Below are 16,474 nucleotides of genomic sequence, written 5' to 3'. Positions count from 1 at the left end.
CCTGACGCAGCAGCTGGACGGCGGTAGCGTCGGCCTGGTGCAGCAGGACGCGACCAGCAAGACCATCACGGTGGCCAGGGACCTGGACGGCACGACGGTGGACTTCGGTGGCACCGATGGCGCGCGCTCGCTGAGCGGCGTTGCCGACGGTGCGATTGCAGCGGGCAGCAAGGAAGCCGTCAACGGCAGCCAGCTGTATGCGAACTCGGCGAGCGTGGCCGCTGGTCTGGGTGGCGGCTCGACCGTGAACGCGGACGGCACGATCAGCGCACCGAGCTACAGCGTGGGCGGTACGACCGTGCATAGCGTAGGCGATGCCGTCACCAACCTGGATGACCGGGTCACGCAGAACACCACGGACATCACGAAGCTGCAGACCCAGGTGGGCGACGTCGGAACACAACTGTCGGGCGCGGTGCAGTACGACCGTAACGTTGACGGTTCGGTGAACTTCGGTTCCGTGACGCTGGGTGGAGGCCAGAGCGCAGGTCCGGTAATCCTGACCAATGTGGCGAACGGCACGAGCCAGTATGACGCGGTGAACTACGGCCAGTTGTCGGCGTTGCAGGACCAGGTGACGGATCTCAACGGCCAGGTGAAGGATCTCGGTTCCCAGGTGTCGAACATCCAGCCGGTCACTCCGGATGTTTCGTCGTCGGACCGCAACAGTGAAGCAGTGGCTAACGCGGCGATGCCGGGTACCGGTGCGGGCAGCACGGTGGTTGGGGCAAACGCCAGCGCCGCAGCGGAGAACGCGGTGGCAGTGGGCGCCAATGCGGCGGCGACCGGCGTCAACTCGACGGCGATCGGCACGGGCTCGCGGGCTGGCAATGCGAACTCGGTGGCGTTGGGTCAGGGCTCGGTGACGGATCGCGATAACTCGGTATCGGTGGGTTCAGCGGGTCACGAACGCCAGATCACCAACGTCGCAGCGGGTACGGCGGACACGGATGCAGTCAATGTCGGTCAGATGAACAGCTCGGTCGCACAAGGCGTTCAGCAGGCCAACAACTACACCGATCAGCGTATCAACGCGACCAACCAGGCGGTCAACAATCTCGCCAGGAACGCCTACTCGGGAATCGCCGCCGCTACCGCGCTGACGATGATTCCAGAAGTCGATCAAGGCAAGAAACTGTCGTTCGGTATCGCGGCAGCGACTTACAACGGTTATCAGGCGATCGCACTGGGCGGTACGGCTCGTATCAAGGACAACATCAAGGTGAAAGCGGGTGTTGGGATGTCCGCGGGTGGCACGACTGCCGGGATTGGTGCCTCGTATCAGTGGTAAGCGGTCGGCGGGAAAGGGTGCGTGTGCCCTCTCCCGCTTTTTCACGATTGATCAACAGCGCGCCACAGCAGGTAAGGCTCGCCGCGCAACGTCACAAATACTTCGTCAAGGTGCCATGTCGTGCCGGGCTTGCGACGCGCCGCTTTCACACGGTGGGCGAAACGGGCACCGAATTTATCGCACCAGCGTCGGACTGTTTCGTAGCTGACGATAACCCCCGCTCGAATAGCAGCTCTTCGATATCACGCAGGCTGAGCTGAAACCTGAAATACCAGCGGACCGCGGAACTGATGACCGCCGCTGGAAAGCGATGACCGTGGTAAAGCGATTTTTCATTCTTCATCACGCGATCTTACTCGAACATCTCAGCAACGTGACAGTGCCCATCAGCGTGCCGACCTGTGCGAACGACAAAAGACTCGATCGTTCAATGCATCACATATGACGCAGGCGAAGGCGCTGACGATCCGCCTCTAATGTTCGCTTTCACAACGGCTTTCTGACATGGAGTCGTTGGCGACTGGTAATACTCGGCGCGTCTTTAGCGAACACGCGGAAAGTTTTGCAGCTTTTCATGCACGAAACAGGGACACCCGTCTTCATGGATGGACGCGAGCCTCGAAAATAAATCATCGAACGCGCGCTGCGATTTTTTTCGCATTTTTTCCCCGTACGATGTTTTCGTGCTTTTCCGCCGCTTTGCGAATAGAGGTTTATGAAAAACAGAATTGCCGGATTCGACGGTTTGCGCGCGATCGCTGTGCTGATGGTGTTTCTGCAGCATCGACTCTTCGGCGACATCGGCGAAATCGGGCATCTCGGCGTGTGGATTTTCTTTGCGCTGAGTGGCTTTCTGATCATCGGCATCCTGTCGTCGCGGCGCGCGCGCATCGAAGAGGGCGACAGCTGTTTCCGCACCGAACTCGGGCGCTTTCTGTTTCGTCGCACGGTGCGCATCTTTCCGATCTATTACCTGATGCTCGTCGTGATGTGCGTGCTGATGGCATTCGGCCTCGCGAATCCGGAACTGGCGAGCGGCATGCCGTTTCACTTCGCGTATCTGTCCAACTTCTGGATCGGCTCGGTGCTGCGTTACTGGCCGGGCCGCTATTCGCACTTGTGGAGCCTCGCGATCGAGGAGCAGTTCTATCTCGTCGTTGCGCCGTTTTTGCTGCTGCTCGCGACGCGGCGACATCGAGCGGCATGTTGGGCGATCGTGGCGCTCGGCCTTGCCGCGCTGTTCGCGATGCGCGCCGCGCATTGGGATGAGATCACGATCTATACGCACCCGTTGAGCAATGTCTGGTTGCTCGCGTTGGGCGGCATCGGTGGTCTGGTGATCGAGGACGATCGCGGCCGCGTGCGTGCCTGGCTCGGTCATGGCCTGACGCTGTTCGCGCTGAGTCTGGTCGTGATCGGCTTATGCGCGGCCGAGCCGAGGTGGAACATGCTCGACGATCCCTTGCTGTTTACCGCGATCAGCGCAACGTACGGGATCGGTATCGCGGCGCTGGTGGCTTCGATCGCGTGTTGCCGCAATGCTGCCGTGATGGGTCTGCTACAGACGCGTTGGCTCGCCGGTCTTGGGCGTATCAGTTACGGCTTCTATCTGTATCACAACCTGATCCCCGATCTGACCCGTAACCGTCACGCCGAGGCGTTGTTTGGTGGCACCGTGCCGATGTGGGCACATATGCTTGGCATCGTCGCGTCGTTTGCGATTTCGCTTGGCATTGCGGTGCTGTCGTGGCGGTTGATCGAGGCGCCGATTTTGCGAGTGAAGACGCGCGGCGAATCGGTATTGAAAGCGGCGGAGAACGTCGCTTCCGACGTAGCCTGACAGATCGAACCAGGTCGATGCGCGCGGCGCTTTCCCGCGATGCCGACCGACCCGGGATCGTCGGACTTCGCGTAGCGCATCATCAGGCCCGTCAAGCCGCCGCAGGCTCGTGCACGATCTTCAGCGTGCTCTTGTGCTCGGCGATGAGCCGATAAACGGTGTCCCCGGGTACGGTCTCGTGCTCGAGCAACTGGTCCGAAATGTCGCGCAGTACCGGCTCGTACGCGTGCAGTAGCCCGTAGCAAAGTTCGTTGAGCTCCTTGAGCAGCACGTTCGCATGCTCGATTGCGCTCTTCATTTGCAGGCCCGCGTACTGCGACGGCAGCGCCGCGAGACTGAACAGATCGCCGTCGCTGTTGAAGCCGAACTTCGACACCATGTCGAGGCTGATACGCGAGGCCTCCTGCAAGTCCGACGCGGCGCCGCTCGATGCTTCGGAGAACATCAGAATCTCCGCGTTGCGTCCGCCGAGCAGCACCTGGATTTCGTTGCGGATTTCCGTTTCGCGGTACAGGTGCTTGTCCTGCGCCTTCGTGATCAGCGCGACGCCAAGCGCGCCGCCACGCGGCAGAATCGTCACTTCCTCGAGCACGCCGGTGCCAAGCAGCGCGGCGACCAGACCATGACCCGCCTCATGCACCGCGATGCGCCTGCGCTCGTCCTCGGTGAGCGCGCGCTCGGCGCCGCTCACGTCGCCGATGCGCGCGATCTTGATCGCTTCCATGAAGTGCTTCGCGGCGATTTCGTTATCGCCCGCCTTGCGCGCGAGCAGCCCCGCCTGATTCACGACCATCGCGACGGTGGCCGGCGACAGTCCAGTCGTCAAACGCGCGAGCTGGTCGTAGTCGATATCCGCCGCTTTCGACTTCAGCCGCTGCGCGTAGAAGCGGAAAATCTTGGCGCGGTCTTCGCGATCCGGCAGACGCACCTGCACCGTGCGATCGAAACGGCCGGGGCGGCGCAATGCTTCGTCCAGATTGTCGGGATGGTTGGTCGCGGCCACGACGATCACGCCCTCGTTCGACTCGAAGCCGTCCATCTCCGCGAGCAGCTGGTTGATGATCCGGTTGCTTTCGGCTTCGACCGGACCACCGCCGGTGTCGGTTCGTTTCGCGAGACCGTCCGCTTCGTCGATGAAGATGACCGTCGGCGCGTTCTTGCGCGCGAGTTCGAACAGGTGCCGCACCTTCTGGATACCGACACCGTAGTACTTTGCGCTGAAATAGCTGCCCGTGATCGAAATGAAGTTCGCGCCGCACTCGCCGGCCAGCGCCTGAGCGAGCCGCGTCTTGCCGACGCCGGGCGCGCCGACCATCAGGATGCCGCACGGCGCGCGCACGCCCAGCGACGAGAACTGCTTCGGATCGGACAGGTAACCGCGAATGTCGGCGAGCGCGGCCTTCGCTTCGTTCGCGCCGATCACGTCGTCGAAACGCAGCGTCGGTGTTTCGCTGAGCAGCTTCGCGCCGCCCTTCATCTCGCGTCGCATGAACCACGCCATGCCGCCGATCAGCACGAGCGGCAGTAGCACGCTCAGCGCGTCGCGGAACTGGTCGAACAGCTGGGTCCAGCGTGCGCCGTCGCTGTGGATATCGACGTCGGGCAGCCATACGAGCTGATACGCGGCGGCGTCGGAGCGCTCGCCCAGCAGCAGCGCGTGCGAGAAGGTTGCGTTGTGATCGGTGACGAAGTACTTCGAGCCGTCACGCAGCGACACCAGAATCGCGTTGGGACTCACGCCGATCGCCGCGACGTTGGTGTCGTGAATGTCGCGCAGCATCGTCGACGCATCCTTCTCCGCATGCGTCCACGCGGATGCATCGTGACGCATCTGGCTCGCAATGCCGCTCAGCGCCGGCGCCTGCGGCTCGGCGCGATGCTGGATATACCAGACGCCCCAACCGACCAACACCGCGATCAGCACCGCCACAGCCGCCACCGCAATTTTGCGTGCGCGCTTTTTCCCAAGCGAATTATTTCCCGGCTTCATGAGTCATTTCCAAAATGCGGACTTGAACAAGCCCTTACTTAATCAAGCTGTCTGTCAAACTTACCTGTCGAAATCGGAAGACGGAGTCTGCGGAAAATCGGCTGGAGGCGAAGCGCCACACGGCGAGGCTCAAAGGACAATTAAGAAGGACGACAACCTGTGCGTCCCAGTGAGCCGCGTTAGCCGAAGGCAGTATGCCGGCGGTACGCTTCTGTCAAAGTCGCGGAAAAGGCCTATTTGTACCGTCTATCCGGCCGTCGACACGCCGGAAGGGGACGCGGCAAGCGCGCGTAGGGCGTCGCCGCCTTGGCTCCGGCGCACAGTTTATCAGCGTAAAAAGCGGCGCGTGTTTTTAAATGTCTATATCTAACCGCACCCCAATTAAAATCAGTCAGAATTACTGACAAAGGCGCAATTTAGACAGCCCTAAATTATCTGAAAAATAGGCCACGATTAAGTCAGGATTTTGGAATCGGCTGGCAATACCGGCGGATGAGCGACGGGTCTCTGTGGACCCGTTCGCGTCATCGCCACTTTTCTCTCAGGTTCTGCTTCTTGGGCGCCGGCGCCGAGCGGCATCGACGGTTCTTTCTACGCTGCACTTCTTTCGGTCTTCGCGGACGACCCCGACATCTCAGGCCCCCGTGCGCCGCTGGCCCGAGCCTGCAAGCGCAACATGTCGCGCAGCTTCGCGATGCGCGTGCGCTGATTCTGGATCAGATGATGCGTGTCCTCGAGCGCGCGAATACGCCGCTCCCAATAGACGTGGTCGAGTTCACCGGATTGCGCCGCACCCTTGCGCGTTACGAAGCCAAGCACACTCTCGAGATGCTGCAAGTGGCTATCCGCGAATCTGGCCGGAAGCCGCCCGCCGCGTTGCGCGGCTGCTTGCCTACTGGTGAGGCTCATCTTCGCTCCCCCCGTCCTGGGTGTTGACCTGATGACTTCGCCGCATCGATCGCTAAAGTCGAAAGCGATCTGCAATCTGACCGTTTGACCATAGCGCAGTTTTTGGATGCGGCTAGACCGTGCGTCTCAAAATAGGGCGCGGGCGTGAGAAATGCCGACTGGTATGGCCCGTCTTTGCGTGCTGAAACAGCTCGTCGCGCGGGATTGCCGCACTCGCATCGCGGCGACCAGGCGTGATGCCGGGCCCAAGGTAGACACCACCCATCACCGATTTTTCGTTCTGCTGCCCGTTCTGACTCAGCGTGATGCCGTCGATCGCGCCGCTTGCATTCGTGCGCAACGCTTCGAGCCGACAACAGGCAACACATGGCGTCCGCCATCGGGCACGATGCATAGGGGCACCCATTTCAGGAGGTTCGACTATGCAGCGGGCTGAAACCCCTTCCTTCGCGGCGTCGCTCGACGCGGGTCTGAGCGGCGCGACGCGCGTGTATTTCATCGTCGGCGATCCGATTGCGCAGGTGCGCTCGCCGTCCGGCGTGACCGCCGCGTTGCGTTCGGCCGGCCGCGATGCGCTGGTGGTGCCCGCGCACGTCGCGCCAGCCGATCTGCCGGCTTTTTTCGCGGGCATCGCGCCGATGCGCAACGTCGACGGCGTGATCATCACGGTGCCGCACAAATTCAGCGCGGCGAGCTATTGCGCGACGCTCGCCGAAGAAGCCGCGTTCCTTGGCGCGGTCAACACGCTGCGCCGCAACGCCGATGGCGGCTGGCATGGCGGCATGTTCGACGGCACCGGCTTCGTTGCGGCGCTCGTCGCGGCGGGCTGCGAACTACAGGGCAAGCGCGCGCTGCTGGTCGGCGCGGGCGGCGCGGGCTCGGCGATCGGCCATGCGCTGATTCAGCGCGGCGTCGGCTCGCTCGACGTGCGCGACAACGACGTCGAACGCACCGGCTCGCTGACCGCACGGCTCAATGCGCTCGGCCGAGGCAAGGCGCGCGGTGCGGCGGCCGACCTCGACCCGAGTCCGTATGACGTGCTCGTCAACGCGTCGCCGCTCGGCATGCGTACGGGCGATTCGTTGCCGATCGACGTCGCGCGCTTGCCGGCCACGACTTTTGTCGGCGATGTCGTAACGAAACCGCCACTTACGCCGCTGATCGAAGCGGCACGCGCGCGCGGTTGCCCGACCGTGACGGGCACGCAGATGTTCGAACGCGTGTGTGATCGGATGGTGGAGTTCTTGCTGGAGACGCCGACGTCTGCGTAACGGCGCGAAGGAACCAGGCGCGCGCTGCTACACTGGCGCGAAATTGCCGTGCCGAAGATCCCGCACGGCATGCACGAGGCGTGGCGCGATCCTGCGCCGCGTTCACATCGCCCTCTGCGCGCCAACCCATGCTTCGATTCGACAACCTCAGCAAGCGCTATAGCGACCGCATCCTGTTCGAAGGACTGCACTTCGACGCGACGTCCGGCTGCGTCGCGTTGAACGATGAATCCGGCAGCGGCAAATCGACGTTGCTCGCCATCCTCGCCGGCGCGCTCGAACCCGACACAGGCGACGTATGGCTCGGCGGTCATTCGCTGCGCGCCGCGCCGCATGCCGCGCAAGCGCTGCTCACGTTTGTGCCGGAAGACAGCATGAGCTGGCCCGATCAGACCGGCCGCGATTATCTGCGGCAGGTTGCGGCGGCGCGGCACACCGCGCTGACCGACGACGTGCTCGCGCTCGCCGAACGCTTCGGCCTCGCGCCGCATCTGGACAAACGTTTCGAGCAGATGTCGTATGGCAGCCGCAAAAAGGTGTTTCTGACGGCGGCCGCGCTCGGCGAAACCCGCGTGCTGATCGCCGACGAACCGGCCGGCGGACTCGACGCGTCGGCGCGCGCGGTGCTCGCCGAGCTGTTCAGAACGCTCGGCTCGACGCGCACGGTGTTTTTCACGAGTTACGACGAAGGGTTCACGCAGGCCTGCGAGGCGACGAGAGTCTGTTTCGCGGACCTCGCGAGGGGCATTTGAGCTAGGGCCTGTTTACGCTAATAACGGGCTTGCGCTGGAGCGATCCCGCGGGTCATGCGGGCCGGGCGCGAGCGTTGAATCCTCAGATCGCCACACAAATCTTGCCGAAGTGCGCACCCGATGCCTCGTGCCGGAACGCGTCGGCGAGCTTGTCCAGCGCGAACGTGCTGTCGATCACCGGCTTGATGCCCGTGGTCTCCAGCGCGCGCACCATGTCGATCTGATCCTGCCGGCTGCCGACGATCAGCCCTTGCAGACGCTGTTGCCGCGCCATCAGATGCGCGGTCGGCACCTGACCCGCGCGGCCGGTCAGCACGCCGATCAGCGCGATGTGCCCGCCGATGCGGCATGCGGTGATCGACTGCGGCAGCGTGCCGGGACCACCCACCTCGATCACGTGATCGACGCCGCGCCCGTTGGTGATGTGACGCACTTCTTTGCCCCACTCGGGATTGTCGCGATAGTTGATCGTATGGTCGGCACCCAGTTCGCGCAGCTTCGCGAGCTTCGCATTCGACGACGACGTCGCGATCACCGACGCCCCCATCGCCCTCGCCATCTGCAAGCCGAAGATCGACACGCCGCCGGTGCCGAGCACGAGCACGCTGCTGCCTGCCTTCAACTGACCATCGACGACCAGCGCGCGCCACGCGGTCAGCCCCGCCGTGGTCAGCGTCGCCGCTTCGGCGTGGCTATAGCCGGCCGGCGCGTGCGTGAAGTAGTGGCTCGGCAGCACGACGACTTCGCGCGCGTAGCCGTCGACGCCGTCGCCGGGGGTGGTCGAAAAATCGCCGATCGCGGGCGAACCGTTTTCCCAGTATGGGAAGAAGCAGGACACGACGTGATCGCCGGCCTTGAATTCGCGCACGCCTGCGCCGACCGCTTCGACGACGCCCGCGCCATCGGCCATCGGGATGCGGCCCGCTTCGGCCGGCAGATTGCCGCAGACGACGCCGTAGTCGTGGTAGTTCAACGAACTAGCGCGAATGCGCACGCGAATCTGCCCGGCCTCGGGCTGACCGGGATCGGCGAGATCGACGACCTGCAGGCTATCGACTGTGGCGGGCGAACCGATTCTGACGGCTTTCATGTTTTCGATCCTTGGTAAGTGGTGCGCTGCCTGAGCAGCTCGATGTCCACGCGCGATGCGCGTCGGATGTGCATGCGCCATGCCCGCGCGAATGCGAACAGGCATGCAGGCGCCGCGCGAGCACCGCGCTATTTGACGGTCTGAATGACTTCGAAGCCTTCGAATTCCGGGTGGCCGAGATACAGCACGCGGTTTTCGTTACCGGCACTGCGATGCGCGGCACGAAACGCGTCGGACTTCGTCCATGTCTCGAACGATGCATAGTCGCGCCAGATCGTATGGCTCGAATAGAGCACGTGATCGTCCTTGCGCGGTCCCTTCAGCAAATGAAATTCGACGAAGCCCGGCACCTCTTTCAGATGGGTGTCGCGCGTGGTCCACAGATGTTCGAAGGCGTCCTCGGAGCCGGGCGCCACTTTGAAGCGGTTCATCGCGATGTACATGCTGTCAGCCTCGTTGAGTGAGTGATGCTGCCAATGATGCTGGCTTGGTCATCCAGTCGCGTTTCATTATAGGCGTGCGTTGCTTTGCCTCCGCTTGACCTTACCACGGCAGGAAGCTCCACGATGTCCGAGGTGACCGTTAGAATCGCGCGGATCACGTCGCCACTCTCTTCAACAACGGAAAACCAATATGAAAAACCTTCGCGCGTTGCGCGCTCTCTGTGTGTTCGGCGGTTTGGCATTCGCGGCAGCGGCTCTGCCCGCTCACGCGCAACATCAGGGCATGCCCGGCATGGACATGCCGGATTCGGCACATACCGGCTCGGGCGCATCGACGCAAGCCTTCAAGGCCGCCGACGAGCGCATGATGCATGAGATGAGCGCCCCCGAATACACCGGCGACGCCGACCGGGATTTCGTCGCGCACATGATCCCGCATCACCAGGGCGCGATCGAGATGGCCCAGGCGGAGTTGAAATACGGCAAGGATCCGGAGATCAAGCGGCTCGCGCGCAACATCATCAAGGCGCAGCATGACGAGATCGCGTTCATGCAGCGCTGGCAGGCAAAGCACGACGGCAAGTAACGCAGCGCGAGCATCACCAGCGTGGCTGCTTGCGCAACAGCGGCGTCATCGCGATCAGACCGATGATCGGCCCAGGCAGCAGCAGCCATGCGACGCGCACGTCGAGCGCGTGAAATACGCTGGTCGACCACAGGATCGAGCATGCGGACAGGAAAAAGCCGAAGCTGTTCTGCAGCGTCAGCGCGCCGCCGATCTTGTCGGCGGGACAGGCCTTCACGGACAGCGCCGAAAACTGCGGCGAATCGGCGATCACGCTGATGCCCCACACGAGTAGTAACCCGAGCTGCGCGGCGGTGCCGAGCCCCGTGGTCAGCGGATAAATCGCGCACAGCGTGCCCGAGATCGTCAGCGCGAGAGCGGCGGTACGCGCGCTGCCGACCACCTGGCTGAGTCTGCCGCCGAACAGGCAGCCGAGCGCACCGATCGCGATGATCAGGAACGACCACAACGCGACGGTGCCCGGCGCCGCCGGCGCCCCGCTCGCGAACGCGCGCTGCACGAGCAGCGGTGTCAGCGTCCAGAACGCGTACAACTCCCACATGTGACCGAAATAGCCGAGCGCGGCCGAACGAAACTCGCTGATGCGCACGACCTGCCCGACGCCCGCCGACAAACCGAAGCGTCGGCTGCCCGAGCGCCGCGCGTGCGGCCCTTCGCCGAGCACGAACACCAGCAGCGCGCCGATCACCGCGAGTCCCGACGAAGTGAGCACCACGGTTTGCCACGGTACGCTCGACAGCAACGCACGAATCGCATGCACCGACGCCGTGCCGAGCGTCAGCATCGCAACGAGCAACGCGAGCGTCTGCGCGGCGCGGCGCGGGTCCCACGTAACGAGCAGCTTCATGCCGAGCGGATAGATGCCGGCAAGCGCGACGCCCACGCCGAAGCGAAACACGAGCGCCGACGCGAGCCCGCTGCTGCACAGCGCGAACAGCGCATTCAAGGTCGCGCCGAGCACGCCGCAGACGGCGAACACCTTGCTCGCCGACACGCGATCCGCGAGTCCGGTGGTCGCCGACAACAAGGTCCCGACGATAAAGCCAGCCTGCACTGCATTCGTCAGCCAGCCGATATCGGACGCGCTCAGATGCCAGGCGATCTGCAGATCGCGCATCGCGCCGTTCGCGCTGAACCACAACGACGTACCGAGCAATTGCGCAATCGCGATCACGAGCACCGCGCGTCGCGCGCGCGCGATGTCGTGCGCCGCGTCGCCGGACTTCGTTGCGTCGGCGTCCAGCCTGTTCTGCATCGTGGCTCCTCTGCGTCGGGACTGAGTCGGCCGCTGGGGAGTGGTTATGGAAGCGCGGCTGGAGCGGCCATTGTAGACGACGCGAAGGTTTGCATCGGCGAAGGCGGCGGCTGCGGCGCGCCTGGATCGGGGAGTCAACGGAACACGAGTCGCGTCCACGTCACGCCGCTATCGCGGTTGGCCTTCTGAACCGATGGCGTGCGTAACTCGCGCACGAGTCGCAGGCCTTGCTCGCTCGCCAGCCGGATCGTCTCATCGGGGGTGACGTCGAACATGCGGCGGCCGGCGGGAACCGGTCCGTGCCGCAGCGACATGATCAACACGCCGCCGTCGCGCAGCAACGACGCAACGCGCGGCATCGCGCGTTCGCGCTGCCGCGCATCGAGATGCATCCAGACCGCGGTGAGCATGACTACGTCGAAAGTGATGCGCTTCGACTTCGCTAGCACGACAGCGAGATCAGGCAGGCTATCGTCGAGCCACTCGATGCGCGTCGACGCATGCAGCTCGCGCGCTGCGTTGCGCAATGCGTCGACCGGTTCGACCGCGAGCACCGCATGCCCCATCGCCGCGAGCGCGGCCGCATCCGTGCCGATGCCCGCGCCGATATCGACGATGCGCGACGGCGCCTGCGGTATCCAGTCGAGAATCGGCCGATGCCGATCGTCGAACGACAGCGTGCGCCATCGTTCGATCAGCCCGACGGCCTGCTCTACATAGCCTTCCGTGCCGCTGACGTTGGCCGACATCGACGCCGCCTCAGCCCTGCTGCGGCACCCTGACCCACCCCTCCATCAACACGCGCGCGCTGCGGCTCATGATCGCCTTCGTGACGACCCACTCGCCGTCCTTCCGACTCGCCTGCGCGCCGACGCGCAACGTGCCCGACGGATGCCCGAAGCGCACCGACTCACGCTCGCCGCCGCCCGCCGCCTGATTGACGAGCGTGCCCGCGATCGCCGCCGCGGTGCCGATCGCGACCGCCGCCGTGCCCATCATCGCGTGATGCAGCTTGCCCATCGACATCGCGCGCACCAACAGGTCGACGTCGCCCGCTCGCACCGGCTTGCCGCTCGACGCCACGTAATCGACCGGCTTCGCGACGAATGCGACCTTCGGCGTGTGCTGCCGCGTCGCGATCTCGTCGAGATGCTTGATGAGCCCCATGCGCAGCGCGCCATGCGCGCGAATCGTCTCGAACATCGCGAGCGCCTTCGCGTCGCTGTTGATCGCGTCCTGCAACTCGGTGCCCTTATAGCCGATCGCCTCGGCGTCGACGAAGATCGTCGGGATGCCCGCGTTGATCATCGTCGCCTTCAACGTGCCGACGCCCGGCACCTCCAGGTCGTCGACGAGGTTGCCGGTCGGGAACATCGCGCCGCCCGCGCCTTCTTCGTCGGCGGCCGGGTCCATGAATTCGAGCGGCACTTCGGCGGCCGGAAAGGTCACGCCGTCGAGTTCGAAGTCGCCGGTTTCCTGCACCGCGCCATCGCTCATCGGCACGTGCGCGATGATCGTCTTGCCGATATTGGCCTGCCAGATGCGCACGATCGCGACGCCGTCACGCGGCACGCGGCTCGCCTCGACGAGGCCCGCGCTGATCGCGAACGGTCCCACCGCGGCCGACAGGTTGCCGCAATTGCCGCTCCAGTCGACGAACGCCTTGTCGATCGACACCTGCCCGAACAGATAGTCGATGTCGTGATCGGGCCGGCCGCTGCGCGAAATGATCACGGTCTTGCTGGTGCTCGACGTCGCGCCGCCCATGCCGTCGATCTGCTTGCCGTACGGATCGGGACTGCCGATCACGCGCATCAGCAGCGCGTCGCGCGCGGCGCCCGGTCGCTGCGCGGCCTCGGGCAGATCCTGCAGACGGAAAAACACGCCCTTGCTGGTGCCGCCGCGCATATAGGTGGCCGGAATCTTGATCTGGGGAAGGTGGGCCATGAAGGTGTCCTGAGGTGACATGTTCTTTGATGAAGGGCGATGCGGCTCGTCAAGCCGCATCGCCCTGGTCTGTTGCGACGTTCACTGCAAAACGCGCGTCTACCCGTCAAGCCGCTGCTCTGGTCGACTCGAGAAAGTCCTGCGCGAAACGCTGCAACACGCCGCCGGCCTCGTAGATCGACAGCTCTTCGGCCGTATCGAGCCGGCACGTCACCGGCACTTCGACGCGCTCGCCGTTGCGGCGATGAATCACCAGCGTCAGATCGGCGCGCGGCTTGCGCTCGCCGATCACGTCGAACGTCTCGGTACCGTCGATGCCAAGCGTCAGGCGATTCACGCCGGGCTTGAATTCGAGCGGCAACACGCCCATGCCGACGAGGTTCGTGCGGTGAATCCGCTCGAAGCCTTCCGCGACGATCGCTTCGGTGCCGGCCAGCCGCACGCCCTTCGCGGCCCAGTCGCGTGACGAACCCTGGCCATAGTCGGCGCCCGCGATCACGATCAGCGGCTGCTTGCGCTCCATATACGTTTCGATCGCTTCCCACATGCGCGTGACCTTGCCCTCGGGCTCGATACGCGCGAGCGAACCGGCCTTCACCTGGCCGTTCTCCAGCACCATCTCGTTCTTCAGCGTCGGGTTCGCGAAGGTCGCGCGCTGCGCGGTCAAATGATCGCCGCGGTGCGTCGCGTACGAATTGAAGTCCTCTTCGGGCAGGCCCATTTTCGTCAGGTATTCGCCGGCCGCGCTGTCGGGCAAAATCGCGTTCGACGGCGACAGGTGGTCCGTCGTGATGTTGTCGCCGAGCACGGCCAACGCGCGCATACCCTTCAGCGTGCGCTCGCCGGCGAGCGCGCCTTCCCAGTACGGCGGACGGCGAATATAGGTGCTTTCTTCGCGCCAGTCGTACAGCGGGTCGGCCTTCGCGCCGGTGTCGGGGGAGACCGCGAACATCGGTTCATACACTTTGCGGAATTGCTCGGGCTTCACGCTCACGGCGACGATCGCATCGATCTCCGCATCCGACGGCCACAGATCTTTCAGCGTGACCGCATGACCGTCCGCATCGACGCCGAGCACGTCCTTCTCGATGTCGAAGCGGATCGTGCCCGCGATCGCATAGGCGACGACCAGCGGCGGCGACGCGAGAAAAGCCTGCTTCGCGTAGGGGTGGATCCGGCCGTCGAAGTTGCGGTTGCCCGACAGCACGGCGGTCGCATACAGATCGCGCTCGATCACTTCCTTCTGGATCACCGGGTCCAACGCGCCGGACATGCCGTTGCACGACGTGCACGCATACGCGACCACCCCGAAGCCGAGCTGTTCGAGTTCAGGCAAGAGCCCTGCCTCTTCCAGATACAGCGTGACCGCCTTCGAGCCCGGCGCGAGCGAGCTCTTGACCCACGGCTTGCGCACGAGTCCACGCCGGTTCGCGTTGCGTGCGACCAGGCCCGCCGCGATCATGTTGCGCGGATTGTTCGTGTTGGTGCAGCTCGTGATTGCGGCGATGATCACCGCGCCGTCCGGCATCAGACCGGGCTCGTTCTCGACCTTGCCGCTGACGCCGCGCGCGGCCAGCTCCGACACCGGCAAGCGGCGATGCGGATTCGACGGCCCCGCGAGCGTGCGCACCACGCTCGACAGATCGAACTCGAGCACGCGCTCGTAGTCGGCGTGCTTCAGCGTATCGGCCCACAAGCCGGTTTGCTTCGCATAGGTTTCCACGAGTTTGACGAGTTCGTCGTCGCGGCCGGTCAGCTTCAGATAGCGGATCGTCTGCTCGTCGATGTAGAACATCGCGGCGGTCGCGCCGAACTCGGGCGCCATGTTCGCGATCGTCGCGCGATCGCCCAAGGTCAAATTCGCCGCGCCCTCGCCGTAAAACTCGAGGTACGCGCCGACCACCTTCTCTTTGCGCAAGAATTCGGTCAACGACAGAACCACGTCGGTCGCGGTAATGCCCTCGCCCGGTTTGCCGCTCAGCTCGACGCCGACGATATCGGGCAGCCGCATGTACGACGCGCGGCCGAGCATCACGCTCTCCGCTTCGAGGCCGCCGACGCCGATCGCGATCACGCCGAGCGCATCGACCATCGGCGTATGCGAGTCGGTGCCGACCAGCGTGTCGGGAAACGCGACACCGTCCTTCACCTGCACGACCGGGCTCATGCGTTCGAGGTTGATCTGATGCAGGATGCCGTTGCCCGGCGGAATCACGTCGACGTTGCGGAACGCGCGCTTGGTCCAGTTGATGAAATCGAAGCGGTCTTCGTTGCGGCGATCTTCGATCGCGCGATTCTTCGCGAACGCATCCGGATCGAAACCGCCGCACTCAACGGCCAGCGAGTGATCGACGACCAGTTGCGTCGGCACCACCGGATTCACGAGCGCCGGATCGCCGCCTTGCGCGGCGATCGCATCGCGCAGACCCGCCAGATCGACGAGAGCCGTCTGGCCGAGAATGTCGTGGCACACGACGCGCGCCGGGAACCACGGAAAATCGAGCTCGCGCTTGCGCTCGATGATCTGTTTCAGCGAAGCGGTCAGCGTCACCGGGTCGCAGCGGCGCACCAGGTTTTCGGCGAGCACGCGCGACGTGTACGGCAGCTTGTCGTAGGCGCCGGGCTCGATCTTGTCGACCGCGGCACGCGTATCGAAGAAGTCGAGCTCGGTGCCCGGAAGGCGTTTGCGGTTGGCAGTATTCATGACGTAGGGACAGGACGGTTATCGGCCGCCGGACGGTATGCCGGCGGCGTCGGGCGGCGCTTCGCTCGCGCGCCGGCCGGACAGTGCGGGTAGTTTAGCTCGCGGCCTCAGATCAAACGCGCTTCGCCAGCGGCACGAACGGCAGATCGTCCGGACCGGTGTAATTCGCGCTCGGGCGGATGATCTTGTTGTCGACGCGCTGCTCGATGATGTGCGCGCTCCATCCTGCCGTACGCGAGATCACGAACAGCGGCGTGAACATCGCGGTCGGCACGCCCATCATGTGATACGACACCGCGCTGAACCAGTCGAGGTTCGGGAACATCTTCTTCGCGTCCCACATCACCGATTCGAGCCGTTCGGCGATCGAGAACAGTTTCGTGTTGCCCGCTTCCT

14 protein-coding genes and 1 pseudogene are annotated in these 16,474 nt (G+C 64.2%); 5 read left to right on the top strand and 10 right to left on the bottom strand.

The features are described 5' to 3' along the window. On the top strand, positions 1-1,291 hold a 1,291-nt coding region (locus F6X39_RS34990; protein WP_187619980.1), incomplete at its 5' end, for a YadA family autotransporter adhesin. A 47-nt stretch (positions 1,292-1,338) separates the two neighbouring features. Here F6X39_RS34990 and F6X39_RS34985 read toward each other — a convergent pair. Next, positions 1,339-1,634, bottom strand: a pseudogene (locus F6X39_RS34985) (IS6 family transposase); the annotation flags it as partial. Positions 1,635-2,006: 372 nt separating this feature from the next. Between F6X39_RS34985 and F6X39_RS34980 the strand changes: the two are divergent. Continuing rightward, on the top strand, positions 2,007-3,131 hold the full coding sequence (locus F6X39_RS34980; protein WP_187619979.1) for an acyltransferase family protein: 1,125 nt from the start codon (positions 2,007-2,009) through the stop codon (positions 3,129-3,131). Between the two features lie 91 nt (positions 3,132-3,222). On the opposite strand, the gene F6X39_RS34975 is transcribed toward F6X39_RS34980, so the two are convergent. After that, the gene (locus F6X39_RS34975; protein WP_187619978.1) at positions 3,223-5,121 is read right to left on the bottom strand and encodes an ATP-dependent metallopeptidase FtsH/Yme1/Tma family protein; all 1,899 of its coding nucleotides are present in this window, start codon (positions 5,119-5,121) and stop codon (positions 3,223-3,225) included. A gap of 591 nt (positions 5,122-5,712) precedes the next feature. Next, positions 5,713-6,030, bottom strand: a complete 318-nt coding sequence (locus tag F6X39_RS34970) for a hypothetical protein (protein ID WP_187619977.1) — start codon at positions 6,028-6,030, stop codon at positions 5,713-5,715. 422 nt (positions 6,031-6,452) lie between these two features. Here F6X39_RS34970 and F6X39_RS34965 point away from each other — a divergent pair, with 422 nt between their 5' ends. Then, complete coding sequence (locus F6X39_RS34965; protein ID WP_187619976.1) at positions 6,453-7,301, top strand: shikimate dehydrogenase family protein; 849 nt, start codon at positions 6,453-6,455, stop codon at positions 7,299-7,301. Between the two features lie 128 nt (positions 7,302-7,429). Next, positions 7,430-8,053 carry an ABC transporter ATP-binding protein gene (locus tag F6X39_RS34960; RefSeq protein ID WP_187619975.1) on the top strand — a complete coding sequence of 208 codons (624 nt, stop codon included), beginning with the start codon at positions 7,430-7,432 and terminating at the stop codon, positions 8,051-8,053. Positions 8,054-8,135: 82 nt separating this feature from the next. Here F6X39_RS34960 and F6X39_RS34955 read toward each other — a convergent pair whose 3' ends face one another. Both F6X39_RS34955 and F6X39_RS34950 read right to left on the bottom strand, forming a co-directional pair. Further along, positions 8,136-9,143, bottom strand: a complete 1,008-nt coding sequence (locus F6X39_RS34955; RefSeq protein WP_187619974.1) for a zinc-dependent alcohol dehydrogenase family protein — start codon at positions 9,141-9,143, stop codon at positions 8,136-8,138. A 128-nt stretch (positions 9,144-9,271) separates the two neighbouring features. Further along, positions 9,272-9,586, bottom strand: a complete 315-nt coding sequence (locus tag F6X39_RS34950) for an antibiotic biosynthesis monooxygenase family protein (RefSeq protein WP_187619973.1) — start codon at positions 9,584-9,586, stop codon at positions 9,272-9,274. Positions 9,587-9,776: 190 nt separating this feature from the next. On the opposite strand from F6X39_RS34950, the gene F6X39_RS34945 reads away from it, so the two are divergent. Beyond that, positions 9,777-10,172 carry a DUF305 domain-containing protein gene (locus F6X39_RS34945; protein ID WP_187619972.1) on the top strand — a complete coding sequence of 132 codons (396 nt, stop codon included), beginning with the start codon at positions 9,777-9,779 and terminating at the stop codon, positions 10,170-10,172. A 13-nt stretch (positions 10,173-10,185) separates the two neighbouring features. Here the strand turns inward: F6X39_RS34945 and F6X39_RS34940 are convergent, their stop codons facing one another. The 5 genes from F6X39_RS34940 to F6X39_RS34920 all read right to left on the bottom strand — a co-directional run. Next, positions 10,186-11,427, bottom strand: coding sequence for an MFS transporter (locus F6X39_RS34940; RefSeq protein ID WP_187619971.1), 1,242 nt, complete (start codon positions 11,425-11,427; stop codon positions 10,186-10,188). Positions 11,428-11,561: 134 nt separating this feature from the next. Then, on the bottom strand, positions 11,562-12,176 hold the full coding sequence (locus tag F6X39_RS34935; RefSeq protein ID WP_187619970.1) for a class I SAM-dependent methyltransferase: 615 nt from the start codon (positions 12,174-12,176) through the stop codon (positions 11,562-11,564). Between the two features lie 10 nt (positions 12,177-12,186). After that, a complete protein-coding gene (gene prpF, locus F6X39_RS34930; protein ID WP_187619969.1) occupies positions 12,187-13,374 on the bottom strand; it encodes a 2-methylaconitate cis-trans isomerase PrpF in 1,188 nt (395 codons plus the stop codon). A gap of 106 nt (positions 13,375-13,480) precedes the next feature. Continuing rightward, entirely contained in the window at positions 13,481-16,078 is a 2,598-nt protein-coding gene (acnD, locus tag F6X39_RS34925) for a Fe/S-dependent 2-methylisocitrate dehydratase AcnD (protein ID WP_187619968.1), read from the bottom strand. Between the two features lie 112 nt (positions 16,079-16,190). Continuing rightward, the coding region (locus tag F6X39_RS34920) for a citrate/2-methylcitrate synthase (protein WP_316251755.1) at positions 16,191-16,474 on the bottom strand (284 nt) is incomplete at its 5' end.

Source organism: Paraburkholderia sp. UCT2, from assembly GCF_014397665.1.
Lineage (GTDB): Bacteria > Pseudomonadota > Gammaproteobacteria > Burkholderiales > Burkholderiaceae > Paraburkholderia > Paraburkholderia tuberum.
The sequence above is the reverse complement of the archived record's forward strand: the minus strand, read 5'-3'. Positions and strand labels throughout refer to the sequence as shown.

Coding starts and splice junctions, on each gene's coding strand:
- F6X39_RS34980 (WP_187619979.1), top strand. CDS start 2,007: ATGAAAAACAGAATTGCCGGATTCGACGGTTTGCGCGCGATCGCTGTG.
- F6X39_RS34975 (WP_187619978.1), bottom strand. CDS start 5,121: ATGAAGCCGGGAAATAATTCGCTTGGGAAAAAGCGCGCACGCAAAATT.
- F6X39_RS34970 (WP_187619977.1), bottom strand. CDS start 6,030: ATGAGCCTCACCAGTAGGCAAGCAGCCGCGCAACGCGGCGGGCGGCTT.
- F6X39_RS34965 (WP_187619976.1), top strand. CDS start 6,453: ATGCAGCGGGCTGAAACCCCTTCCTTCGCGGCGTCGCTCGACGCGGGT.
- F6X39_RS34960 (WP_187619975.1), top strand. CDS start 7,430: ATGCTTCGATTCGACAACCTCAGCAAGCGCTATAGCGACCGCATCCTG.
- F6X39_RS34955 (WP_187619974.1), bottom strand. CDS start 9,143: ATGAAAGCCGTCAGAATCGGTTCGCCCGCCACAGTCGATAGCCTGCAG.
- F6X39_RS34950 (WP_187619973.1), bottom strand. CDS start 9,586: ATGTACATCGCGATGAACCGCTTCAAAGTGGCGCCCGGCTCCGAGGAC.
- F6X39_RS34945 (WP_187619972.1), top strand. CDS start 9,777: ATGAAAAACCTTCGCGCGTTGCGCGCTCTCTGTGTGTTCGGCGGTTTG.
- F6X39_RS34940 (WP_187619971.1), bottom strand. CDS start 11,427: ATGCAGAACAGGCTGGACGCCGACGCAACGAAGTCCGGCGACGCGGCG.
- F6X39_RS34935 (WP_187619970.1), bottom strand. CDS start 12,176: ATGTCGGCCAACGTCAGCGGCACGGAAGGCTATGTAGAGCAGGCCGTC.
- prpF (WP_187619969.1), bottom strand. CDS start 13,374: ATGGCCCACCTTCCCCAGATCAAGATTCCGGCCACCTATATGCGCGGC.
- acnD (WP_187619968.1), bottom strand. CDS start 16,078: ATGAATACTGCCAACCGCAAACGCCTTCCGGGCACCGAGCTCGACTTC.